Source organism: Aeromonas sp. QDB11, from assembly GCF_027705265.1.
Lineage (GTDB): Bacteria > Pseudomonadota > Gammaproteobacteria > Enterobacterales > Aeromonadaceae > Aeromonas > Aeromonas allosaccharophila.
The window spans coordinates 1-25,584 of record NZ_JAPDBM010000017.1 but is presented as its reverse complement, the minus strand read 5'-3'; the positions used below and the strand labels follow the sequence as shown (position 1 = coordinate 25,584).

Sequence of the window (25,584 nt, the reverse complement as noted above, 5' to 3'; positions counted from 1 at the left end):
ATTGCGTAATCGGACATTCGCGCAGGGAAACAGGATTAACGCTACGTCATCGGACGTTTGTGTCATAAGGGCTGGCGCCCGACCCAATTGCAGGATGCAAAGATGGCAACCCTAACCAAGAAGAACAATGCCCCCAAGAAAGTCTTCGCCTTCCGCTGGCACGGGGTAAACCGCAAGGGGCAGAAGGTCTCCGGCGAGCTGCAGGCCGACAGCATCAACACCGTCAAGGCCGAACTGCGCAAGCAGGGGGTCAACGTCACCAAGGTGGCCAAGAAATCCCAGGGGCTCTTTTCCAAGGGTGGCGCCAAGATCAAACCGATGGATATCGCCATCGTCTCCCGCCAGATCACCACCATGCTCTCCGCTGGCGTGCCACTGGTGCAGAGCCTGCAGATCATCGCCCGCAGCCACGAGAAGGCCTCGATGCGCGAACTGATGGGTCAGATTGCCGCCGATGTGGAGACCGGCACCCCCATGTCGGAGGCGCTGCGCCGTCATCCCCGCTACTTTGACGATCTCTACTGCGATCTGGTGGAAGCCGGTGAGCAATCCGGTGCGCTGGAGACCATTTACGACCGTATCGCCACTTACCGGGAGAAATCGGAAGCACTCAAATCGAAGATCAAGAAGGCGATGTTCTACCCCACCATGGTCATTCTGGTGGCCATCGTGGTGACCTCCATCCTGCTGTTGTTCGTCATTCCGCAGTTCGAGGATATCTTCAAAAGCTTCGGTGCCGAGCTGCCGGTGTTCACCCAGTTTGTCATCGGCATCTCCCGCTTTATGCAGAACTGGTGGTATGTCTTCTTTGGTGGCTCAGCCCTTGGCATCTTCCTCTATGTACGGGCTTGGCGCGCCTCCCAAAAGGTGAAAGACAACACCGACAAGTTTGTACTCACCATTCCGGTGGTCGGGATGATCCTGCACAAGGCCGCCATGGCCCGCTTTGCCCGCACTCTGTCGACCACTTTCTCCGCCGGTATCCCGCTGGTGGATGCGCTGATTTCGGCGGCAGGCGCCTCCGGCAACTATGTCTATCGCACCGCGGTCATGGCCATCCGCAACGAGGTGGTGGCCGGTATGCAGATCAACGTGGCGATGCGCACCGTTGATCTCTTCCCCGACATGGTGATCCAGATGGTGATGATCGGTGAGGAGTCCGGTGCCATCGATGATATGCTCTCCAAGGTTGCCACCATCTTCGAACAGGAGGTGGATGATCTGGTCGATGGCCTCACCAGCCTGCTGGAACCCCTCATCATGGTAGTTCTCGGGGTGCTGGTCGGCGGCATGGTTATCGCCATGTACCTGCCCATCTTCAAGCTTGGCGACGTGGTAGGCTGATTCATCAGGGCATGGCGCTACCGCCATGCCCTCCCCCTCATTTAATGACTGACGGTTGGTTATGACACTTCTTATCGAGCTGGCTCACGGCTTGCCCTGGCTCTACTTCTCGCTGGTTTTTCTCTTCTCCCTGATGATCGGCAGTTTCCTTAACGTGGTGATCCATCGCCTGCCTATCATGCTGGAGCGGGAGTGGCAGGCCGAGTATCGCAGCTACTTCGCCCCCGATGAGGAGGCCACTGCGCCAGAGCGCTACAACCTGATGGTACCGCGCTCTGCATGCCCTCACTGTGGTCACGCCATCACTGCGCTGGAGAACATCCCGCTGCTGAGCTGGCTCTGGCTCAAGGGGCGTTGCCGCGACTGTCAGGCCCCCATCTCGGCCCGCTATCCGCTGGTAGAGCTGCTGACCGCCCTGCTCTCGGTGGCTGTTGCTATGGTGATTACACCGGGCTGGAGCACGCTGGCCGCCCTGTTGCTCACCTGGGTGCTGCTCGCCCTCACCTTTATCGATCTCGACAAGATGTTGCTGCCCGACCAGCTCACTCTGCCACTGCTGTGGGGCGGGCTGCTGTTCAACCTGGCGGGAGGCTTTGTGCCGCTGGCGGATGCAGTGATTGGCGCCATGGCGGGCTATCTGGTGCTCTGGAGCCTCTACTGGGCCTTCAAGCTGCTCACTGGCAAAGAGGGAATGGGCTATGGCGACTTCAAGCTGCTGGCGGCCCTCGGCGCCTGGCTCGGTTGGCAGGCGCTGCCCATTATTTTGCTGCTCTCATCCCTGGTCGGCGCCGTGATCGGCATCAGCCTGATCGCCTTGCACAAACACCATCAGGGCAAGCCTATCCCCTTCGGCCCCTACCTCGCCATCGCGGGCTGGATCGCCCTGTTGTGGGGCGATACCATCACCCGCTGGTATCTCTCTACCCTGCTTTGAGCAAGAGGCCCACATGTATGTAGTTGCTATCACAGGTGGTATCGGCAGCGGCAAAACCACAATTGCCAATCAGTTTGCCGCGCTGGGTATCGAGGTGGTGGATGCCGATGTGATCGCCCGCGAGGTCGTTGAGCCGGGCACCCCGGCCCTTGCCGCCATCGCCGACCATTTTGGCCCGGATGTGATTGATCAGAGCGGTCAACTCGATCGTCGCGCCCTGCGCGAGCGGGTCTTTAGCGACCCACAGGCCAAGGAGTGGCTCAATGCTCTGCTCCACCCGCTGATTCGCAGCGAAATGCTGCGCCAGTGTGCCGCAGCCAGTTCACCTTACTGCCTGCTGGTGGTGCCGCTGCTGGTGGAGAACAAACTCACCGGCCTCGCCAATCGGGTGCTGGTGATCGATGTGGATGAAGCCACCCAGATTGAGCGCACCTGCCGTCGGGATGGGGTATCGGCCGAGCAGGCCAAGGCCATTATCGCCGCCCAGGCGAGCCGGCCGGAGCGCCTTGCCGCGGCGGATGATGTCATCGAAAACCACAATGGCAGCGAAATGGCGATTAAAACGCGGATTTTGGCGCTGCACGAGACATATCTGGCAATTGCCTCTCAACAAGCCCGCCAAGTGTGAGTACACTAGGCCGGTTTATGGCTGGCCAGGATTAGGCATGATTTACGATTTCCCCCTTAATGAAAAAAGCCGGACCTATCTTCGTCTGGAGTCCCTGTTTTCCCAGATCCGCGACAATCTGGAGAGTGAACAATCCTGGGCACATATCGCCTTCTTCAAGGGGCTGTTCGATCTGCAGGAGTTGCTGGAGCGTGGTGACCTGCGCGCCGACCTCATCAAGGATCTGGAGCGTCTCGGCCAGCGTCTGAGCCACTGGGCCAGCCTGCCCGATGTCGATCTGGAACAGATCAAGCAGATGCAGCAAGAGAGCAGCCAGCTCTCCCGCAACCTGCTCAACTCGCCACGCCCGGGTGCCCGCCTGAAAGAGGATCGTCTGCTCGGCTCCATCCGCCAGCGTTTCTCCATCCCCGGTGGCCTGTGTGCCTTCGATGTACCGCAGTTGCACCACTGGCTCGGTACTCCGGCCATCACCCGTCACCAGCAGATGCAGGGCTGGCTGAGCGACATCAACCTGCTGATGAATGCCATCACCCTGTTGCTGCGCCTGTGGCGTGAGTCAGGCAGCTTCAGTGAGCAGGTTGCCAGCAACGGTTTCTTCCAGGACACTGCAGAGAGCGCCGAGCTTATCCGCATCAAGCTGCCGGGCAATCTGTTCTGCTACCCGACCCTGAGCGGCCACAAGAACCGCTTCGCCCTGCGTTTTCTGCCCACCGCAGAACAGCCGATTGGCGATGTGACGTTCCAGCTTGCCTGCTGCTAAGGAGACATCCTGATGGTCACCAAGGTCAAATGCCCGACTTGCCAAACCGAGCTGGAGTGGGGTCCGCAGAGTCCGTTTCGCCCCTTCTGCAGCAAGCGCTGCCAGCTGATCGATCTCGGCGAATGGGCCGATGAAGAGAAGCGCATTCCGGGGGAGATCAACCCGGATCTGCTGCCGGAGCCGGAAGAGGGCGATCAGTGGCTATAAGCCAGTGGTCACTCACCTCTGTAAAATGAAAAAAGGGCCGACGGGCCCTTTTTTGATGCTTGTTGGTTGCTATCGGCTCACGCCAGCTGGCCCTGTAGCCGCGCCACAATCGGGCCATTGGCATCGGGGAAGTGGTAGTTGTGCAGCTCTGCCACCGGCACCCACAGACACTCCTGCCCCTCCTTGCCAAACGGTTCGCCGCTGAAACGGGTCACCTTCCAGATATCCAGCAAGACCTGCTTTTCGGGGTAGTCGTGCTGCAACTCCATGAAGGGAGTGCAATCCTGCACCCGGATGCCGATCTCTTCCCACAGCTCTCTGTCCAGCGCGGTGAGCAGATCCTCGCCCGACTCTACCTTGCCACCGGGAAACTCCCAGCGATCTCCCTGATGGCGATCGGAGGAGCGTCTGGCGATGAAGATATCGCCTTGTTCATTCTCGATGACGCCAACCGCCACCCAGATCCGCTTTTTCTGTTCCATCTTGTTACCTTTGCACACTATGCCTGACTGGGCCGTTCGATGCGCCCAACCTCCGGCTGGGTGAGCGGCCGATGATGCCTGATATCCGATAACCCTTCACCAAGTGGCGCCACCCCGGTGACTTCGCCACCCTCTGACAAAAACAAGGCGGGCACCGGGCCCGCCTTGTCATGGCACTGCGTCGATCAGGTCAACTGACCGTGGCAGTGCTTGTACTTCTTGCCGGAGCCGCACGGGCAGGGATCGTTGCGACCGATCTTCTGCTCATCGCGCACGAAGGTGGTGTGACCCTCTTCGCCTGTGGCCTGTTCATCGGCCAGCTGGCTCTCTGCGGCGGCATGGGTGTAGGTACGGGGAGCGGCTTCCGCCTGCTGGCGCTGCTGCTCTTCCATCGCTTCCACATCACGCTCCTGGACCTGGACACGGCTCAGAATGCTGACCACGTCGCGCTTGAGGGTTTCCAGCATCTGGGTGAACAGATCGAAGGATTCGCGCTTGTACTCCTGCTTGGGGTTCTTCTGGGCGTAACCGCGCAGATGGATGCCCTGACGCAGGTGATCCATGGCCGCCAGATGCTCTTTCCACAGACCATCTAGAGTTTGCAGCATCACCGCTTTCTCGAAGTTGCGCAGCACCTCTTTGCCAACCAGCTCTTCCTTGTGAGCATAGAGCTTGGTGGCTTCATCCAGAATGCGCTCGCGCAGCTTCTCTTCATAAAGCTTGTCATCTTCCGCCAGCCACTGTTGCAGCGGCAGATCCAGCGCGAAGTCGGCCTTCAGGCGCGCTTCCAGACCCGGCACGTCCCACATTTCTTCCAGAGACTGGGGCGGGATATACTCGTCGATCACCGCACCGTACACATCGTCACGGATGACGTGAATGGTCTCGGAGATGTCGTTGGTATCCAGCAGCTCGTTGCGCTGCTCGTAGACCACCTTGCGCTGGTCGTTGGCAACGTCATCAAACTCCAGCAAGCTCTTGCGGATGTCGAAGTTGCGACCTTCCACCTTGCGCTGGGCGTTTTCGATCGCCTTGGTGACCCACGGGTGCTCGATGGCTTCGCCCTCTTCCATGCCCAGCTTCTTCATCATGCCGGTCACGCGATCGGAGGCGAAGATCCGCATCAGGGTATCTTCCATGGAGAGGTAGAAACGGGAGGAACCCGGGTCACCCTGACGACCGGAACGGCCGCGCAGCTGGTTGTCGATACGACGGGATTCGTGACGCTCGGTACCGATAATGTGCAGACCACCGGCGGCCAGCACCTCATCGTGACGCACCTGCCAGGCGGCTTTCAGCTCGGCAATCTGCTCGCTGGTCGGATTTTCCAGCTTGGCAATCTCTGCCTGCCAGTTGCCGCCCAGCACGATGTCGGTACCACGACCGGCCATGTTGGTGGCGATGGTGACCGCACCAATCTGGCCCGCCTGAGCGACGATCTCCGCCTCCATGGCGTGGAACTTGGCGTTCAGTACCTTGTGCGGAATGTTCTCCTTGGTCAGGATGCCGGAGAGCAGCTCGGAGTTCTCGATGGAGACGGTACCGACCAGTACAGGCTGGCCCTTGGCCACGCACTGACGGATATCTTCGATGATGGCGGCATATTTCTCGTTGGCGGTCAGGTAGACCAGATCGCCCATGTCTTTGCGCACCATCGGCTTGTTGGTCGGGATAACTACGGTATCCAGGCCATAAATCTGCTGGAATTCAAAGGCTTCGGTATCTGCAGTACCGGTCATCCCCGCCAGCTTGTTGTAGAGACGGAAGTAGTTCTGGAAGGTGATGGAGGCCAGCGTCTGGTTCTCGTTCTGGATTTTCACCCCTTCCTTCGCTTCAACGGCCTGATGCAGACCATCGGACCAGCGACGACCCGGCATGGTACGGCCGGTGTGCTCGTCGACGATGACGATCTCGTCTTTCTGGACGATGTAGTCCACGTTGCGCTCGAACAGGGTGTGAGCACGCAGACCGGCGTTGACGTGGTGCAGCAGGCTGATGTTGGAGGCGGAGAACAGCGAGTCGTTCTCGTCCAGCAGCCCCTCTTTCTTGAGCAGCTCTTCCACGAAGATCTGGCCGTTTTCGGTCAGCAGGGCCTGACGGTTCTTCTCGTCCACCGTGTAGTGACCATCGCCGGTGTACTCTTCGGTGTCTTCCTTGTCCTGCTTGACCAGCAGCGGGATCAGCTTGTTGACGCGAATATAGAGTTCTGAGCTGTCTTCGGCCGGGCCGGAGATGATCAGCGGGGTACGGGCTTCATCGATAAGCACCGAGTCCACCTCATCCACCAGCGCGTAGTTGAGCGGACGTTGGACGCGCTGCTCCGGCGAGAACGCCATGTTGTCGCGCAGGTAGTCAAAACCGAATTCGTTGTTGGTACCGTAGGTGATGTCGGCGGCGTAGGCGTCACGCTTCTGGGACGCATCCATGCCGGGCACGTTGCAATCGACGGTCATGCCGAGGAAGGCAAAGAGCGGACGGTTCGCTTCCGCATCACGCTTGGCCAGGTAGTCGTTCACCGTTACCACGTGCACGCCACGGCCACTCAGGGCATTCAGGTAAGCTGGCAGAGTTGCGGTCAGGGTTTTACCTTCACCGGTCTTCATTTCCGCGATGCGGTTGGAGTTCAGCACCATGCCGCCGATCAGCTGCACGTCGAAGTGACGCATGCCGAACACCCGCTTGGAGGCTTCACGCACGGTCGCGAACGCTTCCGGCAGCAGCTGCTCCAGGGTCTCACCCTGCTCGATACGCTGACGGTATTCAGCCGTTTTGGCCTGCAACTCGGCATCGGACAGAGCCTCGAACTGCGGCTCCATGGCATTGATCTGTTTTACAATTTTGCGCAAAGCCTTGAGCGTTCTGTCGTTCCGGCTGCCGATAATCTTGGTAAGCAGTGTGCTAATCATGGGTACCAACTATTTCTGGTTATAAAAGCGTTCCGTCACTGGAACTGAAGAAAAAAACCTAACCCCGGCTGGCACTGAGAAAGCGTGCGGGGTTGACCTGACGACCGTCTTTCAACACTTCGTAATGCAGGTGGACCCCGGTCGCGCGACCGGTACGTCCCATCAAGGCAATCTTCTGACCCTGATCAACCAGGGTGCCCACCTCGACCAGCAACCTGGAGTTGTGGGCATAGCGGGTGACCAGGCCATTGCCGTGATTAATCTCCACCATATTGCCAAATTCCGGATGACGGCCCGCCCAGCTGACAATGCCGGGCCCGGTGGCCAGAATCGGGGTTCCGGGTTTGCCACGGAAATCGACCCCTTTGTGCATCTTGGCACGCCCGTTGAACGGATCGACCCGCCCACCAAACCCGGACGAGACCCAAACTCGCTCCTGTTTGACTGGCGTGCCGGAAATAAAACCGGCATCGGTGATATGGTGATTCATGATGAAAGATTCAAGTACCGACAGCTGCTCTTCGCGGCTGCTGAGCTGCTGGCTGAGGTGTTTCATCGAGGCTTGCAGCTCGTTGAGGCTCACTTCCAGATCTTCATCATAAGAAGGGCCGCCCATCGGGGGCAGCTCTTTGAAATTGAACTCGTCGGGATCGAGATCGGCCTGCTCGGTCAATCGTTCGCCGAGGGCATTGAGACGGCCAAGCTGGCCCTGCATGGTGCCCACCTGAGCAGCCAGCATTGCCAACTGTTCACGGGCTTCGTCGCCACTCTGGTCGACGGACTGTTGCTCGGCAACGGCAAGCGCCACTTCCAGCGCCTCCATTTTCTGGTGCCAGCTCTGCCAGAGCCAACCACCACCTAGAGCCAACAGGGAGAAGAGAATACCGCCGACCCAGGCCAGACGTTGTTTGGGCAGGTGCAACTTGCGTCGCTGCTTGCCGTGGAGGATCAGGGTAATGCTCATAGAACTAAGTCTGCTCGGTCAGGTGCGGCCAGGAGCCTGCACGGGAAATAAAACCGGGAGATAATCGGTATTAAAGGATGGAGTAAACAAATGACGGAACGTCGGTGCGGAGAGAGGACCGACGTTCCGTTGCACAGCTATCAGGCCAGAACCAGACCGTTATCGTAGTAAGCGATAGGCGCTTTGTCGCCCTCACCCTCGAAGGTCACCAGTTCCCAAGCCTCCTGCTCGGCCAGCAAGGCACGCAGCAGCTTGTTGTTCAGGGCATGTCCGGTCTTGTAGGCACGGAACTCACCGATGATGCTGCGGTTACACATATAGAGGTCACCGATTGCGTCCAGCATCTTGTGCTTGACGAACTCGTCCTCATAACGCAAACCGTCTTCGTTCAGTACCCGATAGTCGTCCAGTACCACGGCGTTTTCCAGGCTTCCGCCCAGCGCCAGATTCTGGGAACGCAGGTACTCGATATCACGCATGAACCCGAAGGTACGGGCACGGCTGATCTCTTTCACGAAGGAGGCACCGGAGAAGTCCAGTACGCAACGCTGATTGCGACCTTCAAAGACCGGATGCTGGAAATCGATCTCGAGATCCATCTTGAAGCCGTTGCGATAGGGGTGGAATTCCGCCCACTTGTCGCCGTCTTCAACCCGGATGCTCTTCTTGATCCGCACAAACTGCTTGGCAGCATTTTGCTCACGGATCCCGACTTCCTGCAGCAGGTAGATAAAGGGATGCGCACTGCCGTCCATCACCGGGATCTCGGGCGCGTCAACCTCGACATAGAGGTTGTCGATCCCCATCCCGGCCAGCGCGGCAGAGAGGTGCTCAATGGTAGAGACACGGACACCGGCTTCGTTAACCAGAGCGGTACAGAGCACGGTATCGCGCACCTGATCGGCATTGGCTGGCAGCTCCACCACAGGATTCAGGTCGGTACGCAAGTAAACGATCCCTGTGTTCACAGGCGCCGGACGGAACGTCATGGTGACTTTCCGGCCCGAATGCAGGCCGACACCAGTCGCCTGTACACTCGTTTTCAAGGTTCTTTGTCTAATCATGGGTGTACCCTAAACAGCTTAAAATCCGAACCAGATGGTCGTTGGCAGGCCATCTTAGCACATTCCTTGAACAACAAACAAACAAGAGCCATAAGAGGCTTAGTCAGCTTGCTTGCGCAGGAACGCCGGAATATCCAGGTAATCCGGTTCGCGACGAGCTTGCGGCTCGGCGTTGACCACCTTGGCCGGGGCTTCGTCCATCACGCGGCCTTGCATCATGTCGCTGACCAGCGGCTGACGTACCGGGCGCTCTTGCACCTGGCTGCTCTTGACCAGAGTGATGTCCGGCTTGCGCTCGGCACCGATACCAGTAGCAACCACGGTCACACGCAGTTCGTCGTGCATTTCCGGGTCGATTACGGTACCCACAACAACGGTAGCGTTCTCGGAAGCGAAGGCCTTGACCGCGTTACCCACGGTTTCGAACTCTTCGATGGTCATGTCCATACCGGCGGTGATGTTGACCAGGATGCCACGGGCACCGGCCAGATCCACGTCTTCCAGCAGCGGGCTGGAGATGGCTTTCTCGGCAGCTTCTTCGGCACGGTCATCACCGGAGGCGGAACCGGTACCCATCATGGCGGTACCCATTTCACGCATCACGGTACGCACGTCCGCGAAGTCGACGTTGATCAAGCCCGGACGGGTGATCAGCTCGGCAATGCCCTGTACCGCGCCAAGCAGTACATCGTTGGCCGCCTTGAAAGCATCCAGCAGGGAGATACCGCGACCCAGCACCTTCAGCAACTTGTCGTTGGGGATGGTGATCAGGGAGTCGACGTTTTTGGAAAGCTCTTCGATACCGTGCGCGGCGAAGCCCATCCGTTTCTTCCCTTCAAAGGAGAACGGCTTGGTGACTACGGCAACGGTCAGGATGCCCATCTCGCGTGCCACTTCGGCTACGATCGGCGCAGCACCTGTACCGGTACCACCGCCCATACCGGCAGCGATGAACACCATGTCGGAACCGGTCAGCAGCTCACGCAGCGCTTCGCGATCTTCCATGGCCGCATCACGACCCACTTCCGGATTGGCGCCGGCACCCAGCCCCTTGGTGATGCCACCGCCGATCTGCAGGGTTGTGTTGGCGCTGGAGTTACGCAGTGCCTGGGCGTCGGTGTTGACGGTAATGAACTCAACACCCTCAATATTTTGACGAACCATGTGCTCGACAGCGTTACCGCCGCCGCCACCTACACCGATCACTTTAATGACGGCTTCGTCAGTGTGGCTATCCATAAATTCAAACATGTTGTCTCTCCGCTTTATTTGCCTGACTCAGCAAAATTCTTAGAACTCGCCACGCAGCCAGTTGCTAACCCGTTTGACCAGGCCACCGACGCTTGCCTTGGCGGCATATTCTTTGTTGCTACCTGTGGCTTGATGGGTGCGGCCATATTGCAGCAACCCGACCGCAGTCGAGTACACCGGTGCCTGCACGTAATCACTCAAACCACGTATGTTCATGGGCTCTCCCACCCGGACCTGGCTCTGGAAGATCTGCTCTGCACACTCCACAATGCCTTCAATCTGGGCAGCGCCGCCGGTCAAGACCACACCGGCTGCCAGCTGATGCTTGACCCCCTGCGCTTTCAACTCGCTCTGTACCCGCACCAGCTCATCATTCACCATGGAGAGCAACTCGGTGTAACGGGGCTCAATCACTTCAGCCAGTGTCTGCCGTTGCAGGCTGCGCGCCGGACGACCGCCGACACTGGGTACTTCAATATTGTCTTCCTTGCTGACCAGACGGCCGAGGGCGCAACCGTAGCGCACCTTGATCGCTTCCGCGTCGAGCGGCGGTGTACCGAAGGCGTAAGCGATATCGCTGGTCACTGTGCTGCCAGCGTACGGGATCACCTTGGTGTGACGCAGGGCACCGCCGGTAAACAGCGACATGTCCATGGTACCGCCACCGATGTCCACTACGCAGACACCCAGCTCTTTCTCGTCTTCGGTCAACACGGCATAGCTGGAGGCCAGCGCGGAGAAGATCAGTTGATCCACCCGCAAGCCGACCTTCTCCACACATTTCTCAATGTTGCGGGCCATGTCGTTGTGGCAGGTGATCAGGTGAACCTTGGCCGCCATCCGCACACCGGAGAGGCCAACCGGGTTCTTGATCCCTTCCTGATAATCGATGGCAAACTCCTGAGGCAGCACATGCAGCACCCGCAGCTCGTCGGAGAGGCGAACCGACTTGGCGGTGTGGATCACGTTGTCCACATCCTCCTGGGTCACCTCTTCATCGGAGATGGGCACCATACCGGTCTCATTACGGCAGTCAATATGCTTGCCGGACAAACCCAGATAAACCGAGCTGATCTGGCAATCGGCCATCATCTCGGCCTCTTCCACCGCGCGGCGCAGTGACTTGACCACGGAGTCGAGGTCATTGACCCCGCCCTTCTCCATTCCGCGGGAAGCGTGACTGCCCATACCGATGACGTTCAGTTCACCGTCCGGCAATACTTCCCCGACCAGAACCGCCACCTTGGTTGTGCCGATATCCAGTCCGACAATCAAATTCCTATCTGCGGTGTTGGTCATGCACTTTCTCTTCGCTCTTCTTCCAGCCAACTGCCATTCCGGTGTCGTATCGAAGATCCACGTAGGCAACTTGCGCACGGGGTTCGATGACCGGGAAGGCATCGATAAACCGCTGCAACCGGAGCGCAATGTCATTGCGTCCCAGGAACAGCTTGATATTGCCATCCAGGGTCAGTTCCCAGGCATGGCGGGGGGTCAGATTCACCCCCAGCAACTTGTATCCCTTGGCAGCCAGTTGCGACTCGTACTGCCGACTCTCTTTCAACACCCGGGCGGCCTGGTCATCCGGCCCTGACAGCTGCAACAGCGGCGTCTTGACCCGATCCGGGGCACTGAATACCGTGCCCCTGGTGTTGACGAAGCGGTTGCCATTCCAGCGCGCCGCCACATCTTGTTCCGTGAGGTAGATCTTGATCTTGTTCGGCCACTTCTTTCGTACCGAGACCTGAGCTACCCATGGCAGGGCATTGAGCCGTGCCTGCAATTCGTTGACGTCCAATTCGAAGAAGTTGCGCAGCTCGGCGCCATCCAGCACGGCCATCCGCAGCTCTTCGGTTTGCAAATACTGGTGTTGCCCCTGCAGCAACAGCTCGCTCATGGGCAACCGGTTGGCATCTGTCAGCCAACCTTTAACGTCCAGCGCCGTCCGGTAGCAGCCCCATATCACCAGCAGGAAAAACACTACGCCTGCGATGAAGCCACCCTTGGTGCGCCCCTGTGCCCTTGCCTCCACCCGATCGTTCCCCGTGTAACGCGCTAATCCGGCCTTTTGACAGACCGGTTCGCCATTATATAGGCCCCGGCTTGGCGGTCAAAATACTCATTGGGCCCTCAGGCGCCAGATTTCATGCTATCTATGCTCAATTTCATCTCTCCGAGACGACGGGCAAGCGCCCCGACGTTCCCGGCGCCTTGAGTCAGCACCAAATCCCCCTCGCCGATCAGGTCGGCCAGCACGGCTGGCACGTCATCTGGCGTGGCGACGAAGATGGGTTCAAGGTTGCCGCGCGAGCGAATGGAGCGGCACAGTGCTCGTCCATCTGCGCCCGGGATCGGCTCCTCACCGGCAGCATAAACCTCCAGCATCACCAGCACGTCTACCTTGGAGAGCACATCGGCGAAGTCCTCGTAGAGGTCGCGGGTGCGGGTATAACGGTGCGGCTGGAACACCATCACCAGACGTTTCTCGGGCCAACCGGCACGGGCGGCGTTGATAGTGACCTTCACTTCACTCGGGTGGTGACCGTAATCGTCCACCAGCATCGCCTTGCCGCGGCCGGTCTCAAACTCGCCATACTGCTGGAAGCGACGGCCGACCCCTTCAAATTTGGCCAGCGCACGAATGATGGCCTCATCGCTGACACCGTCCTCAGTCGCGACAGCTATCGCCGCTGCGGCGTTCATTGCGTTGTGAATCCCCGGCAAATTGAGGGTGACCTGCAGTTCCCCAGCCTCTTTGCGGCGAACCCGGAAGCAGCTGTGGTTGGTGGTCTGGACAAAATCCAGCACCTGCACATCGGCATCGTCAGAGAGACCATAGGTCAGCGTCGGGCGGGCAATCTCGGGCAACATGCCACGGATCACCGGATCATCGATGCAGACCACCGCCAGTCCGTAGAAGGGCAGATTGTGCAGAAACTCGATGAAGGTAGCCTTCAGCTTGGAGAAGTCACCGCCGTAGGTATCCATGTGATCCGCTTCGATGTTGGTCACGATAGAGACCATCGGCTGCAGATGCAGGAAAGAGGCGTCGCTCTCGTCCGCCTCGGCAATCAGATAGCGGCTGCTGCCCAGGCGGGCATTGGTGCCGGCACTGTTGAGCAGACCACCGATGACGAAGGTCGGGTCACGGTCGGCTTCGGCATAGATGCTCGCCACCAGACTGGTGGTGGTGGTCTTGCCGTGAGTACCGGCAATGGCGATGCCGTGACGAAAACGCATCAGCTCAGCCAGCATCTCGGCACGGCGCACGACCGGGATCCGCAGTTCGCGGGCAGCCAGCAGCTCAGGGTTGTCCTGCTTGATGGCGGTAGAGACCACCACCACGCTGGCACCCTCGACGTGTTCGGCACTGTGACCGACAAAGATGTGCGCGCCCAGTCCGGCCAACCGTTCGGTCACGGCGTTGCGAGCCAGATCAGAACCCGTTACCTGATACCCTTCGTTGGCAAGCACTTCGGCGATCCCGCCCATACCGGCACCACCGATACCGATAAAGTGGATGCGACGCACGCGGCGCATTTCGGGGATCACAGTACGCAGTTTTGCCAGTTCAACCTTGGTCATAATCGTCTCTTTAGTCTGCCGCAGGCCATGTGCCGTCAAAGCGCGGCTGCACGGCGGCATCAATACATACAGGTACAAGGCTGCACGGTGTCACCGCTGCAACCTTGCTCATCAATCTTTACCACTCTGCCCGGTTGCGAGCTGTTTGCACTCATCGGCAACCCGCTCGGCTGCATCGGTAATGGCGACGCGGCGAGCCGCTTTCGCCATGTTAAACAGGGTCTCCCTGCGACCAGCCAGCCAGGTCAGGCGTGCCGCCAGTGACGCGGTATTCAGCTCGGACTGGGGCAGGAACTCGGCCGCACCGCCGTCGACCAGCGTCAGGGCGTTACGGGTCTGGTGATCATCCACCGCATGGGGCAGCGGCACGAAAATGGCAGCCACACCGGCGGCAGCCACTTCGGAAACGGTCAGGGCACCGGCACGGCAAACCACCAGATCGGCCCAGGCGTAGGCACTGGCCATATCCTTGATAAATTCGCTCACCTCGGCATTGATGCCGTGCTGGGCATAGGAAGCAGACACTGTCTCGGCATTGCCCTTGCCACACTGGTGACGCACCTCGATAGGCACACCAGCCGCCGCCACCGCAGCAGGTACCTGCTCGTTGAGCACCCGGGCACCCAGACTGCCACCGACGATCAGCAGATGCAGCGGCTCGCTGCTACTGCGCAGTTGCGGGTCCGGCAGGGCGACCACTTCGGGACGCACCGGATTACCTACCACGGCGGTGCGACGGCTCGGCGCGAAGGCGCCCGGAAATGCCATCAGTACCCGCCTGGCGATACGCGCCAGCAGCTTGTTGGTCATGCCGGCAGCGGCATTCTGTTCATGGAGCAGCAACGGGATGCCGGAAAACCAGGCCGCCACGCCGCCTGGACCGGAGGCAAAACCGCCCATGCCGAGCACCACGTCAGGGCGAACGGTCTTGAGCACCTGACGCGCCTGCAGAATCGATTTGACGATGCGATAGGGCGCCACCAGCAGTCGCTTGATGCCGTTGCCACGCACCCCCTGAATATCGATGAAGGAGATGGGATAACCGTGGGCGGGCACCAGCTCCGCCTCCATCCGGTCGGCAGTGCCGAGCCAATGGACAGTCCAGCCCTGGGCCTTCAGGCGATCGGCCACGGCCAGACCGGGGAACACATGCCCACCGGTACCACCTGCCATCACCAACAGAGTCTTGCTCACTAAACCTCCCGCACGCGCGCCTGGGCTGTCGCCTGACGCAACTCAAAATCGATTCGAATCAACATGCTCACCGCCACCGCCATGATGATGAGACTGGAACCACCGTAACTGACCAGCGGCAGGGTCAGGCCCTTGGTCGGCATCATGCCGCTGGCCGCACCGACGTTGACGAAGGTCTGGAAGCTGAACCAGATGCCGATGCCGATGGCCAGATAGCCGTCATAGAGCCGCTCGGCCACCAGCGCGCGATGCCCCAGCTTGAGTGCCTTGATCGCCAGCGCAAAAATCAGGAACAGGGCTCCCAGCACCCCGACGTAACCCAACTCTTCACCGAGGATCGCAAACACGAAGTCGGTGTGCGCCTCCGGCAGGTACTCCATCTTCTGGATGGAGTTGCCAAGCCCTTCGCCAAACCAGCTGCCACGGCCAAACGCCATCAGCGACTGGGTCAACTGGTAGCCGCTGCCGAACGGATCGGCCCAGGGATCCATAAAGGAGGTCACCCGCCGCATCCGGTAGGGCTCGACGATGATCAGCATCACCACCGAGCCAAGGCCCGCACCGATCAGGGTCAAAAACTGCCCCAGTCGGGCACCGGCCAGAAACAGCATGCCGAACGAGGTAACGAACATCACCACGGTGGAACCCAGGTCCGGCTGCAACAGCAGCAAGACCGCCAGCACCCCGAACACCGCCAGCGGTTTCAAGAAGCCGATCCAGGCTTCGCGCACTTCGCTCTGACGCCGCACCAGATAACCGGCCAGATAGACAAACAACGCCAGCTTGCCAAATTCCGCAGGCTGCAGGTTGAAGGGGCCGAGCGGCAACCAGCGCACCGCACCGTTAACGTTGCGGCCCACCAGCAGCACCAGCACCAGCATCAAGATTGCCAGCAGCAGCATGGGGCCGTTGTGCTGTTGCCAGCGCGCCATCGGCACCTGCAACACAAACCAGGAGATACCGAGCGCCATCACCAGAAACAGGGCGTGACGCTTCACAAACATGAATGGGTCATCCCCCAGCGCAATCCCCTCGGGGATCGACGCCGAGGCCACGATGACCACCCCGACTGCCATCAGGGAGAGCGCCAGCAGTACCAGCTGCCGATCGTAGAGACCGGCAGGGCGCGCCGGTAACAACCAGCGCTGGAACAAACCTGCTGCTGCGCGAAGGGCGTTCATAGTGCCAGCACCATCTCGGTGAAACGATCGCCGCGCACCTCGAACGACTTGAACTGATCGAGGCTGGCACAGGCGGGCGCCAGCAACACCCAGTCACCGGGCCGGGCATCGGCCGCAGCTTTGGCGACCGCAGCGGCCAAGTCGGCCACCCGTTCGGTCTGCTCGCCCAGCGCCAGCAGCACCTCGGCATCCTGACCGAAGCAGTACATGTGATCGATCTGGTTGCCCAGCAGCGCCTGGATCGGGCCAAAATCCTGCTCCTTGCCCTGACCACCGGCCAGCAGCAACAGGCGCCCCTTGACCGACTCGCGCACACCGGCAACGGCAGCCAGCGTGGCTCCCACGTTGGTGGCCTTGGAGTCGTTGATCCAGCGCACCCCGTTCACCTCGCGCACGAAGCGGGCACGGTGCGGCAAGCCCTCGAAACGACGCAGCACGGTGAGTTGCGCAGCGCGGGGAATACCGACCGCATCGCACAGCGCCATGGCGGCAAGGGCGTTGGCCTGATTGTGGGCGCCAACGACCTTCATCTCGTCGACCGCCAGCAGCGGCTCGCCGTGCAGGGTCAGCCAGTAGCGGCCATCCAGCAGGCAACGGCCATAGCCATTGCAGTCGAGGCCAAAGCTCTGCCACACCTGACCCACATCCGGCAGGGTCTGGGCATCGTCGCGATTGACCAGAATGTGTTTGGAGTGCTGATGGATCTCCATCTTGGCGGCGCGATAGTCGGCCATGCCCTGATAGCGATCCATATGATCCTCACTGAGGTTTAACACCACGGACGCGGCAGCACGCAGGCTGTAGGTGGTCTCGAGCTGGAAGCTGGATAGCTCCAGCACGCAGAGATCCATCGGCTGCTTGAGCAGCTCCAGCGCCGGTGTACCGATATTGCCGCCCACACCGACCTTGAGTCCCGCTTCGGCAATCATCTCGCCCACCAGGGTAGTGACGGTGCTCTTGCCGTTGGAGCCGGTGATGGCGATGACCGGGGTCTGGGTCTCGCGGACAAACAGCTCGATATCCCCGATGATCTGCACGCCACGCTCGGCGGCGGCTTTCAGTTCGGGGGTCGCCAGCGCGATACCGGGGCTCGCGACGATCATGTGCGCCTGCTTGAGCAGCGCCTCGTCGAGCCCGTGAATGAGCTCCACCTCCGGCGGCAGTTGATCCTTGCCGGGCGGGTTGGCACGGGTATCCATCACCAGTGGCGTGACGCCACGGCCGAGGAAGTAATCGACACAGGAAAGTCCGGTTTTGCCCAATCCGATGATGATGACCATGGTCTTACCTCACCTTCAGGGTGGCAAGACCCAGCAGCACCAGCACGAGGGTGATGATCCAGAAGCGCACGATAACGCGCGGCTCCGGCCAGCCCTTCTTCTCGTAGTGGTGATGGATCGGCGCCATGCGGAAGATCCGCACGCCGCGCAGCTTGTAGGAACCCACCTGCAGGATCACCGAGACAGTCTCCATCACGAAGACGCCACCCATGATCACCAGCAGGAACTCCTGACGCACCAGCACGGCTATGGTGCCAAGCGCACCGCCGAGGGCCAGGGAACCGACGTCCCCCATGAAGACCTGGGCCGGATAGGTGTTGAACCAGAGGAAGCCCAGACCTGCACCCACGATGGCGGTACAGACGATCACCAGCTCGGAGGTATAGGGCACATAGGGAATGTGCAGGTAGTTGGCGAAGTTGACGTTGCCGGTCGCCCAGGCGATCAGGGCAAAGCCCCCTGCCACCATCACGGTCGGCATGATGGCCAGGCCGTCGAGACCATCAGTCAGGTTGACCGCATTGGAGGTACCGACGATGACAAAGTAGGTCAGCACGATAAACATCAGGCCGAGCTGCGGCATCACATCCTTGAGGAAAGGCACCACCAGCTGGGTCTGCCCCTCATGGGTTGCGGTGGCATAGAGGAATACCGCCACCGCCAGCGCTACCGCTGATTGCCAGAAGTACTTCCAGCGCGCGATCAGGCCGTCGGTATTCTTGCGCACCACCTTGAGGTAGTCGTCGGCAAAGCCGATGGCGCCGTAGGCTCCCAGCACAAACAGCACCAGCCAGACATAGGGGTTGTCGAGGCGGCACCAGAGCAGTACAGACGTGAAAATCGCAGCAATGATCATCAGGCCCCCCATGGTCGGGGTGCCCCGCTTGCTGAGGTGGGACTCGGGACCGTCGTTGCGGATCACCTGGCCGAATTTCAGGATCTGCAGGCGGCGAATGAGGCGCGGCCCCATCCAGAGGGCAACCCCCAGTCCGGTGATGATCGACAGGATGGCGCGAAACGTCAGGTAGGAGAAGACGTTGAAGAAGGTGAAGTGCGGGGTGAGCAGTTCGGCCAGCCAGACTAGCATGTGGCTGACTCCTGATGGCCTTTGACCATCTCGACGATATCTTCCATGCGGGAGCCACGGGCACCCTTGACCAGAATCGAAATTTCCTGATGTGTATTTATCATTTGCGCAAGCACTTCAAACAACGACGCCTTGTTATCGAAATGTCGGCCCGCCGCGGCATCTGCGGTGTGGCGACTCTGTTCCCCCACTGTCAGCACGGCATCTAGGCCGCGCTCGCGGGCATGACGGCCAACCCGGGCGTGTTGCTCGGCAGACTCCTCACCCAGTTCCCGCATATCACCGAACACCAGTACCTTGAAGCCGCCCATGGCGGTCAGGGTATCGATGCCCGCCAGCACGGATTCCACGCTGGCATTGTAGGTATCGTCCACCAGGGTCAGACCGCCCCAGCGCTGCACGCAGAAGCGTCCCTTGACCGGCGCCATCTGCTCCAGCCCCGCCTTGACACAGGCGAGGGATGCACCGAGGGCCAGACAGCCCGCGGCGGCAGCCAGCGCATTGGCCACGTTGTGGCGACCCGGGATCGCCAGAGTCAGGCTCAGCTCGCCCTGCGGGGTCACCATCACAAACTCGGCGCAGCCTTGCTCATTGAGCACCATGTCGCGCGCGTGGAACGGCTGGCTCTGATCTTCGATGGAGAAGGCGCACTGAATGCCGCGTTCCCGCCACTTCGGCCAGAATTCGTTGTCGGCATTGACGATGGCGGTGCCACCCTCGCTCAAGCCCTCAAAAATTTCGCTCTTGGCGTGGAACACCCCTTCCAGCGAGCCGAAGCCCTCCAGATGTGCCGCTGCCACGTTGTTGATGATGGCGGCATCGGGTCTGGCCAATGAGGTGGTCCAGGCGATCTCGCCCGGATGGTTGGCACCCAGCTCCATCACCGCAAACTTGTGTTGCGGCTCGAGGCGCAGCAGGGTGAGCGGCACGCCCACCTCGTTGTTGAAGTTGCCAGCGGTGGCCAGCACTTCCCCTTCGTTGCGCAGGATGGCGGTCGCCATCTCCTTCACCGTGGTCTTGCCGCAGCTGCCGGTAATGGCCAGCACTTTCGGATTGATGCGCTCGCGCACCAGCTTGCCGAGTCGGCCCAGCCCCTTGAGGCTGTCGGCCACCACCAGCTGAGGGATGGCCAGCGGCAGTTCACGCTCGACCAGCAGGGCAGAGGCCCCTGCCTGAACGGCCTGCTCGCAAAAATCGTGGGCATCGAAGCGCTCGCCGCGCAGGGCAACGAACAGGGCACCCGCGCCCAGAGTGCGGGTGTCGGTACTGACGACGGTGATCTCGCCATCGTTACCAATCAGACGGGCATCGAGTACCTGCGCCAGCTCGGCAAGCCTGAGGGTCATCATTTGAATGACTCCAATAATGTGTGCAAGGCGGCCGCGACGGTTTCCCGGTCGCTATAGTGCCGCTTGTCGGTTCCAATGATCTGATAATCCTCGTGACCCTTACCGGCCACCAGGATGATGTCCTGTTTGCTCGCCTGACCGATGGCCAGCTCAATCGCCTTGACGCGGTCGTGCTCCACCTGCACCGCAGCAGGATCGCGAAGACCCGCCACCATGTCGGCCATGATCCGGGCCGGCTCCTCGGTACGGGGATTGTCGTCGGTCAGGATCACGCGATCCGCATACTGTTCGGCCATGGCCGCCATCATGGGGCGCTTGCCGCGATCGCGGTCGCCACCGCAACCGACCAGACACCAGAGCTGGCCTGTGCAGTGCACCCGCAGGGCCTGCAATGCCTTTTCCAGCGCATCCGGGGTGTGGGCGTAATCGACCACCGCCAGCGGCGTATCGCCACCGCCGAAACACTCCATGCGACCGGTCACCGGCTGCAATTGAGGCGCTGTTGCCAGCAGCTCGTGGAAGTCGTAACCGAGCACCAGCATCACGCCCATCGCGGCCAGCACATTGCTGACGTTGAAGCGCCCGAGCAAGGGGGCGGATAATACACCATTCCCCCAGCTGGAGTTAATCTGCGCGCGAAAACCTTGCTGGTGAAAATCGAGCTGCTGCGCCGTTAATTGACGGCCAGAATGGTGTTCAATCGGGCCGTCCACACTGAAGGCCACCGCTGCCGGGTATTTTTCTAGCCAATTGGCACCCAGCTCGTCATCCCGGTTGATCACCGCATTCGACTCATCGACCAGCTGCAGTAGCTGCTCCTTGGCGGCGCCATAGGCTTCCATGGTGCCGTGGTAGTCGAGGTGATCCCGGCTCAGGTTGGTGAAGACGGCGGCGGCAAACGGCAGCGCGGCGACACGGTGCTGCACCAGACCATGGCTGGAGACCTCCATCGCCACCAGATCCGCCCCCCGCTCTTGCAGCGCAGCCAGATTGGCTTGCACCTGCACGGCGCTACCGGTGGTGTTTTCCGCTTCGATCAGATTGCCAAACAGACCGTTGCCGATGGTGCCCATCACGCCCGCTTTGCCACCCAGCAGGGTGCGCCAGTTGGCGACCAGCAAAGCGGTAGTGCTCTTGCCGTTGGTGCCGGTGATCCCGACCAGCGCCAGTTTTTTCGCTGGCTGGTCGTAGAAATACCCGGAGAGCGCAGAGAGGTGAACGGGCAGATCCCGCATCCCGATACAGGGAACGGAAACCGCTGGCGCGATAAATTCACCATCCTCCTCAAACACAACAGCGGCCGCTCCCTGAGCCACCGCCTGTTCGATAAACCGTCTGCCATCCACCTGATGACCACGAATGGCCACGAAGAGTGAGCCGGGGCCGACCCGCCGACTATCGAGCTGGATATCGGTCAGGGTGAGCGCCGGCGCCTGGATACCGAAGGGGCGCAGTAATACATCAAGTGCGCGGGACAAGAGAGGCCTCCGTACGGGCAAGTTTGGTGGGCACCGCTGGCGGCACCGCATCGGGACGAATATTGAAGAGCTGCAGCACCCCGCCCATGGCCTCTGCAAACGGTGGGGTCGCCACGGCGCCGCCATAATAGGCGCTGCCTTTTGGCTCGTTGATCACCACCACCATGACGAAACGGGGATCACTGGCGGGCGCGAAACCGGCAAACCAGGCCATGTAATCCTTGCCATAGCCACCGGCGACGGCGACCTTGGCGGTACCACTCTTGCCGCCGACCCGATAGCCCGGGATCTTGGCTTTCGGAATGGCGTTGTCGACCACATACTCGAGCGCCTGCAACATGGCAGAGGCGTTGTTGTGATCGATCACCTGCTCACCCTTGGGCGGCGTAGTCACCTTGACGATGGAGAGCGGCACCCGTTTGCCCTTGTTGGCCAATGTGGCATAGGCGGAAGCCAACTGCAGCGGGGTGACTCGCAGGCCATAACCGAACGAGAGGGTCGCCCGCTCGATATCGGACCAGCGACGGCGCTGAGGCAGCATGCCGCTGCTCTCACCCATCAGCCCGCTACCGGTATCCATGCCGAAACCGAACATGCTGAGGGTGTTGATCATCTCCTGCGCCGGCATCCGCAGCGCGATGCGCGACATACCGATGTTGGAGGAGTAGCGCAGGATGTCGTAGAGGTTGGTCGCCTTGTGGATACTGACGTCCTTGATCTGCTTGGCCCCGATAAAGAGCGGCCCGCCCTGGATGGTGTCTTTCCAGCTGGTCACGCCAGCCTGCAAGTCACTGAGCAAAATCAATGGCTTGATGGTAGAGCCCGGCTCGTAGGTATCGGTCACCACCCGGTTGCGCACCCGGAAGCTCTGATACTGGCCGCGGTTGTTCGGGTTATAGGAGGGGGTGTTGACCATGGCGAGCACTTCACCGGTCTTGATATCCAGCATCACCATGGAGCCGGAGGTCGCCTTGTTCTCGTCGGTCGCCCGCTTGAGCGCGCGGTAGGCCAGTGCTTGCACCCGCTGATCGATACTGAGTTGCAGATCGTTGGCGTTCTTGCCCTCTTTGACAAGGCCAAGCCGCTCGATGACCCGCCCCTGACGATCCTTGCGCACCCGCATCTCGCCGGGCGTCGCAGTCAGCCACTCGTTGTAGCTGCGCTCAATCCCTTCAATACCGCTGCCATCGATATTGGTCACCCCCACCAGATGGGCGCTGATCTCGCCGGTCGGGTAGAAGCGGCGCGCTTCGGGACGCAGGTAAATGCCACCCAGCTTGAGCCCCTTGATATATTCCGCCACGGCAGGGGTCACCTGACGCTGCAGATAGACGAAGCGCTTGCTGGGGTTGGCGATGCGGTGTTTGAGGGTATTGATGTCTAGCTTGAGCACGGCGGAGAGCGCCAGCCAGGCTCGCTCATTATTGATGGCACCGGATTCGTGGACGGTCTTGGGATCGGCCCAGACTGCTTCGACCGGCACCGAGACCGCCAGCTGCTCGCCGTTGCGATCGGTGATCATGCCGCGCACCGCCTGGGTGGAGGTGGTTCGCAGGGAGCGCATGTCCCCCTCCTGACGCAGACGATCCGGATTGATCACCTGGATCCAGGCCAGACGCAGGATCAGACCCACAAACGCGATGCCGATAAACACCGCAAGCGTGCGAAAGCGCCACGGATAGATCGATGGCGCTTTGACAGTCGCTTTGGCAGCTTTGGCTGTAGCCTTGCGTTTCATGGTTGGGTAATTACCTTCTCGGTGGTCACCAGCGGACGACCCATCTGCAACTTGTCCATCGCCAGACTCGCCACCCGGGAGTGTTCAGCCAGAGTGCCCTGCTCCAGCAGCAGATGGCGCCATTCGATATTGAGGCGATCCTCTTCCGCCATCAGATCGTTCTGCTGGGCCGTCAGACCTCGGGTCATGTTGGTCACCAGGATCACGGCAAACGCGGTCACCAGCACGGCGACCGACAGAAAAATCTGCAGCTTGTGCCGCCAGAGATCGGCAACGATCTCCTTGGCCAGATGAACACGCACTTCGCTCATCGCTTACTCCGCCAGCCGTTCGGCAACCCGCAGCACCGAGCTGCGTGACCGGCTGTTTTCAGATACTTCATGATCAGAAGGCTTGAGTGCCTTGCCGACCGACTTCAATTTGCGACCGCCAGCGAGCTGGGCTTCGGTCAACGGAATGCCGTAAGGCACTTCCGGCCCCTTCTCGTGCTTGCGGATGAAATGCTTCACCAACCGGTCTTCCAGCGAATGGAAGCTGATCACCGACAGACGGCCATGTGGTGCCAATACTTCCAGCGCACCGTTGAGCGCGGTTTCGATCTCGTCCAGCTCGCTGTTGATATAGATGCGAATGGCCTGGAAGCTGCGGGTTGCCGCATGCTTGCCCTTCTCCTTGCTCGGATTGACCCGGGCAATCATCTCCGCCAGTTGACGGGTACGCACATAAGGCTCGGTCACGCGGTCGTGCACGATGGCGCGGGCGATCTTCTTGGCAAAACGCTCCTCACCGAAGGTCTTCAGCACCCAGGCGATGTCATCCACATCGGCCTTGGCCAGCCACTCGGCGGCGCTCTGACCGGAAGTGGGGTCCATTCGCATATCGAGCGGACCATCTTTCATAAAGCTGAAGCCGCGCTCGGCATCATCCAGTTGGGGTGAAGAGACCCCCAGATCCAGCAGGAAGCCATCCACTTTGCCCAACAAACCGCGCTCATCCAGATAGGAAGCGATGCCGGAGAAGGGACCATGCACGATTTCGAAACGGGGATCCTGGATCTTGGCTGCTTCGGCGATCGCCTGCGGATCGCGGTCGATGGCGATCAGGCGGCCATTGGGACCAAGGTGCTGCAGGATCAGACGAGAATGACCACCACGGCCAAAAGTACCGTCGACGTAGACACCGTCCGGCTTGATGGCCAGACCTTCAACGGCTTCGTGCAGCAGCACTGTGATGTGTTCAGCGGCTTGGGTCATTTATAAAGAGAAATCCTGTAGTCGTGGTGAGCTTGCCCAATCGTCCCCGGGCAGACCCAAGATGTCGTCATTGACCTGTTGTTGCCAGCGGGCTTCATCCCACAACTCAAACTTGTTGAGCTGGCCCACCAGCATGATTTTCTTGTCCAGCCCCGCATGGTTGCGCAGTGGCTGACTGAGCAGCAGACGGCCATTGCCATCCAGCTCGCATTCGGTTGCATGTCCCAGCAGCAGTCGCTGCAAACGGCGCTCTTGCGGATTCATGCTGGAGAGGGTCTTGAGCTTGCGCTCGACCTCTTCCCATTCAGTCAGGGGATAAAGCAGCAGACAGGGATGGGCAATATCGATGGTACAGACCAGCTGGCCGTCGCTTTCATCGCGCAGCCAATCACGAAATTTGGTCGGAATAGCCAGCCGCCCTTTACTGTCCAGGCTGATAGCATGAGCGCCACGCAACAAATTGCAGTCCCTGAAGGTGAGTGAGCAGGCAGATTGCCCCTCTAAAAACCACTTTAATCCACTTTTCCCCACGTTGAAGTTTAAGGACGTGCAGGGGGCTTTTCAAGCAAGGAGATGGGACAGAGGGAACATATTGACGCAGCATTTGCATACTGCGGATTGAGTGGGTTGATTTTCCACAAGTTATTTGGCGTTAAACTCTGGTGATTAATTGAAATAAGTGAATGAACTGAGAACAGACACAATATGCGGGTGCGAACAGCCATCCGGTGTCCTATCACTATCTATCGCTGCCATTGCGCTAAATACGAGACTATTCGACTGATTTAAAACATATAATTTCATTCAACATGGCGAGGGCGTTGTTTCCCAAATCGATGCAGCTTGAATGGAACTAACTGAGGACTCGGTGATCTGATCACCACCATCCCCTTCAAGTC

Annotated in this window: 23 protein-coding genes; 5 read left to right on the top strand and 18 right to left on the bottom strand. The window is 60.0% G+C overall.

Going from position 1 to position 25,584, the window contains the following annotated elements; all coding sequences use genetic code 11:
- The first annotated feature begins 102 nt into the window (after positions 1-102).
- The 5 genes from OKC40_RS07965 to yacG all read left to right on the top strand — a co-directional run bounded on the left by OKC40_RS07965 (position 103) and on the right by yacG (position 3,873).
- Entirely contained in the window at positions 103-1,344 is a 1,242-nt protein-coding gene (locus OKC40_RS07965) for a type II secretion system F family protein (RefSeq protein ID WP_234605458.1), read from the top strand.
- A gap of 61 nt (positions 1,345-1,405) precedes the next feature.
- Complete coding sequence (locus tag OKC40_RS07960; RefSeq protein WP_270794728.1) at positions 1,406-2,278, top strand: prepilin peptidase; 873 nt, start codon at positions 1,406-1,408, stop codon at positions 2,276-2,278.
- Between the two features lie 13 nt (positions 2,279-2,291).
- Positions 2,292-2,906 (top strand): dephospho-CoA kinase, encoded by a 615-nt coding sequence (coaE, locus tag OKC40_RS07955; RefSeq protein ID WP_270794727.1) that lies wholly within the window; start codon positions 2,292-2,294, stop codon positions 2,904-2,906.
- Positions 2,907-2,943: 37 nt separating this feature from the next.
- Positions 2,944-3,666: a cell division protein ZapD gene (gene zapD / locus OKC40_RS07950; protein ID WP_042058692.1), complete on the top strand. Its 723-nt coding sequence runs from the start codon at positions 2,944-2,946 to the stop codon at positions 3,664-3,666.
- A gap of 12 nt (positions 3,667-3,678) precedes the next feature.
- A complete protein-coding gene (gene yacG / locus OKC40_RS07945) occupies positions 3,679-3,873 on the top strand; it encodes a DNA gyrase inhibitor YacG (protein WP_033138127.1) in 195 nt (64 codons plus the stop codon).
- 77 nt (positions 3,874-3,950) lie between these two features.
- On the opposite strand, the gene mutT is transcribed toward yacG, so the two are convergent.
- From mutT to mraZ, 18 genes are all read right to left on the bottom strand, one after another.
- Positions 3,951-4,355 carry an 8-oxo-dGTP diphosphatase MutT gene (gene mutT, locus OKC40_RS07940; RefSeq protein ID WP_270794725.1) on the bottom strand — a complete coding sequence of 135 codons (405 nt, stop codon included), beginning with the start codon at positions 4,353-4,355 and terminating at the stop codon, positions 3,951-3,953.
- Between the two features lie 185 nt (positions 4,356-4,540).
- The gene (gene secA / locus OKC40_RS07935; protein WP_270794724.1) at positions 4,541-7,261 is read right to left on the bottom strand and encodes a preprotein translocase subunit SecA; all 2,721 of its coding nucleotides are present in this window, start codon (positions 7,259-7,261) and stop codon (positions 4,541-4,543) included.
- A 58-nt stretch (positions 7,262-7,319) separates the two neighbouring features.
- On the bottom strand, positions 7,320-8,225 hold the full coding sequence (locus OKC40_RS07930; RefSeq protein WP_042058684.1) for a M23 family metallopeptidase: 906 nt from the start codon (positions 8,223-8,225) through the stop codon (positions 7,320-7,322).
- 140 nt (positions 8,226-8,365) lie between these two features.
- The gene (gene lpxC / locus OKC40_RS07925) at positions 8,366-9,289 is read right to left on the bottom strand and encodes a UDP-3-O-acyl-N-acetylglucosamine deacetylase (RefSeq protein WP_005336146.1); all 924 of its coding nucleotides are present in this window, start codon (positions 9,287-9,289) and stop codon (positions 8,366-8,368) included.
- 99 nt (positions 9,290-9,388) lie between these two features.
- Positions 9,389-10,540 (bottom strand): cell division protein FtsZ, encoded by a 1,152-nt coding sequence (gene ftsZ / locus OKC40_RS07920; RefSeq protein WP_005336147.1) that lies wholly within the window; start codon positions 10,538-10,540, stop codon positions 9,389-9,391.
- 39 nt (positions 10,541-10,579) lie between these two features.
- Complete coding sequence (ftsA, locus tag OKC40_RS07915; protein ID WP_005336148.1) at positions 10,580-11,839, bottom strand: cell division protein FtsA; 1,260 nt, start codon at positions 11,837-11,839, stop codon at positions 10,580-10,582.
- Positions 11,820-12,572, bottom strand: coding sequence for a cell division protein FtsQ/DivIB (locus OKC40_RS07910; protein WP_042655677.1), 753 nt, complete (start codon positions 12,570-12,572; stop codon positions 11,820-11,822). Before OKC40_RS07910 ends, ftsA begins: the two co-directional genes overlap by 20 nt.
- A 98-nt stretch (positions 12,573-12,670) precedes the next feature.
- On the bottom strand, positions 12,671-14,125 hold the full coding sequence (murC, locus tag OKC40_RS07905; RefSeq protein ID WP_139406679.1) for a UDP-N-acetylmuramate--L-alanine ligase: 1,455 nt from the start codon (positions 14,123-14,125) through the stop codon (positions 12,671-12,673).
- A gap of 111 nt (positions 14,126-14,236) precedes the next feature.
- On the bottom strand, positions 14,237-15,319 hold the full coding sequence (gene murG, locus OKC40_RS07900) for an undecaprenyldiphospho-muramoylpentapeptide beta-N-acetylglucosaminyltransferase (RefSeq protein WP_234605444.1): 1,083 nt from the start codon (positions 15,317-15,319) through the stop codon (positions 14,237-14,239).
- Entirely contained in the window at positions 15,319-16,500 is a 1,182-nt protein-coding gene (ftsW, locus tag OKC40_RS07895; RefSeq protein ID WP_042058675.1) for a cell division protein FtsW, read from the bottom strand. The genes murG and ftsW overlap by 1 nt, the downstream gene beginning before the upstream one ends.
- Positions 16,497-17,780: a UDP-N-acetylmuramoyl-L-alanine--D-glutamate ligase gene (gene murD / locus OKC40_RS07890; RefSeq protein WP_270794722.1), complete on the bottom strand. Its 1,284-nt coding sequence runs from the start codon at positions 17,778-17,780 to the stop codon at positions 16,497-16,499. The genes ftsW and murD overlap by 4 nt, the downstream gene beginning before the upstream one ends.
- A 4-nt stretch (positions 17,781-17,784) precedes the next feature.
- A complete protein-coding gene (mraY, locus tag OKC40_RS07885; RefSeq protein WP_005355120.1) occupies positions 17,785-18,867 on the bottom strand; it encodes a phospho-N-acetylmuramoyl-pentapeptide-transferase in 1,083 nt (360 codons plus the stop codon).
- Positions 18,861-20,216, bottom strand: coding sequence for a UDP-N-acetylmuramoyl-tripeptide--D-alanyl-D-alanine ligase (locus tag OKC40_RS07880; RefSeq protein ID WP_234605440.1), 1,356 nt, complete (start codon positions 20,214-20,216; stop codon positions 18,861-18,863). Before OKC40_RS07880 ends, mraY begins: the two co-directional genes overlap by 7 nt.
- The gene (gene murE / locus OKC40_RS07875; protein WP_182938395.1) at positions 20,213-21,745 is read right to left on the bottom strand and encodes a UDP-N-acetylmuramoyl-L-alanyl-D-glutamate--2,6-diaminopimelate ligase; all 1,533 of its coding nucleotides are present in this window, start codon (positions 21,743-21,745) and stop codon (positions 20,213-20,215) included. The genes OKC40_RS07880 and murE overlap by 4 nt, the downstream gene beginning before the upstream one ends.
- Positions 21,678-23,432: a penicillin-binding transpeptidase domain-containing protein gene (locus tag OKC40_RS07870; RefSeq protein WP_270794718.1), complete on the bottom strand. Its 1,755-nt coding sequence runs from the start codon at positions 23,430-23,432 to the stop codon at positions 21,678-21,680. Before OKC40_RS07870 ends, murE begins: the two co-directional genes overlap by 68 nt.
- Positions 23,429-23,743 (bottom strand): cell division protein FtsL, encoded by a 315-nt coding sequence (gene ftsL / locus OKC40_RS07865; protein WP_042058665.1) that lies wholly within the window; start codon positions 23,741-23,743, stop codon positions 23,429-23,431. The genes OKC40_RS07870 and ftsL overlap by 4 nt, the downstream gene beginning before the upstream one ends.
- Before the next feature lie 3 nt (positions 23,744-23,746).
- Positions 23,747-24,685 (bottom strand): 16S rRNA (cytosine(1402)-N(4))-methyltransferase RsmH, encoded by a 939-nt coding sequence (rsmH, locus tag OKC40_RS07860; protein ID WP_005336168.1) that lies wholly within the window; start codon positions 24,683-24,685, stop codon positions 23,747-23,749.
- Positions 24,686-25,144 (bottom strand): division/cell wall cluster transcriptional repressor MraZ, encoded by a 459-nt coding sequence (gene mraZ, locus OKC40_RS07855; RefSeq protein WP_042655670.1) that lies wholly within the window; start codon positions 25,142-25,144, stop codon positions 24,686-24,688.
- Positions 25,145-25,584: the final 440 nt, after the last annotated feature.

What these genes read in the sequence shown, in the direction of transcription:
- OKC40_RS07965 (WP_234605458.1), top strand. Translation starts at nt 103, where the DNA reads ATGGCAACCCTAACCAAGAAGAACAATGCCCCCAAGAAAGTCTTCGCC.
- OKC40_RS07960 (WP_270794728.1), top strand. Translation starts at nt 1,406, where the DNA reads ATGACACTTCTTATCGAGCTGGCTCACGGCTTGCCCTGGCTCTACTTC.
- coaE (WP_270794727.1), top strand. Translation starts at nt 2,292, where the DNA reads ATGTATGTAGTTGCTATCACAGGTGGTATCGGCAGCGGCAAAACCACA.
- zapD (WP_042058692.1), top strand. Translation starts at nt 2,944, where the DNA reads ATGATTTACGATTTCCCCCTTAATGAAAAAAGCCGGACCTATCTTCGT.
- yacG (WP_033138127.1), top strand. Translation starts at nt 3,679, where the DNA reads ATGGTCACCAAGGTCAAATGCCCGACTTGCCAAACCGAGCTGGAGTGG.
- mutT (WP_270794725.1), bottom strand. Translation starts at nt 4,355, where the DNA reads ATGGAACAGAAAAAGCGGATCTGGGTGGCGGTTGGCGTCATCGAGAAT.
- secA (WP_270794724.1), bottom strand. Translation starts at nt 7,261, where the DNA reads ATGATTAGCACACTGCTTACCAAGATTATCGGCAGCCGGAACGACAGA.
- OKC40_RS07930 (WP_042058684.1), bottom strand. Translation starts at nt 8,225, where the DNA reads ATGAGCATTACCCTGATCCTCCACGGCAAGCAGCGACGCAAGTTGCAC.
- lpxC (WP_005336146.1), bottom strand. Translation starts at nt 9,289, where the DNA reads ATGATTAGACAAAGAACCTTGAAAACGAGTGTACAGGCGACTGGTGTC.
- ftsZ (WP_005336147.1), bottom strand. Translation starts at nt 10,540, where the DNA reads ATGTTTGAATTTATGGATAGCCACACTGACGAAGCCGTCATTAAAGTG.
- ftsA (WP_005336148.1), bottom strand. Translation starts at nt 11,839, where the DNA reads ATGACCAACACCGCAGATAGGAATTTGATTGTCGGACTGGATATCGGC.
- murC (WP_139406679.1), bottom strand. Translation starts at nt 14,125, where the DNA reads ATGACCAAGGTTGAACTGGCAAAACTGCGTACTGTGATCCCCGAAATG.
- ftsW (WP_042058675.1), bottom strand. Translation starts at nt 16,500, where the DNA reads ATGAACGCCCTTCGCGCAGCAGCAGGTTTGTTCCAGCGCTGGTTGTTA.
- murD (WP_270794722.1), bottom strand. Translation starts at nt 17,780, where the DNA reads ATGGTCATCATCATCGGATTGGGCAAAACCGGACTTTCCTGTGTCGAT.
- mraY (WP_005355120.1), bottom strand. Translation starts at nt 18,867, where the DNA reads ATGCTAGTCTGGCTGGCCGAACTGCTCACCCCGCACTTCACCTTCTTC.
- OKC40_RS07880 (WP_234605440.1), bottom strand. Translation starts at nt 20,216, where the DNA reads ATGATGACCCTCAGGCTTGCCGAGCTGGCGCAGGTACTCGATGCCCGT.
- murE (WP_182938395.1), bottom strand. Translation starts at nt 21,745, where the DNA reads ATGCGGTGCCGCCAGCGGTGCCCACCAAACTTGCCCGTACGGAGGCCT.
- OKC40_RS07870 (WP_270794718.1), bottom strand. Translation starts at nt 23,432, where the DNA reads ATGAAACGCAAGGCTACAGCCAAAGCTGCCAAAGCGACTGTCAAAGCG.
- ftsL (WP_042058665.1), bottom strand. Translation starts at nt 23,743, where the DNA reads ATGAGCGAAGTGCGTGTTCATCTGGCCAAGGAGATCGTTGCCGATCTC.
- rsmH (WP_005336168.1), bottom strand. Translation starts at nt 24,685, where the DNA reads ATGACCCAAGCCGCTGAACACATCACAGTGCTGCTGCACGAAGCCGTT.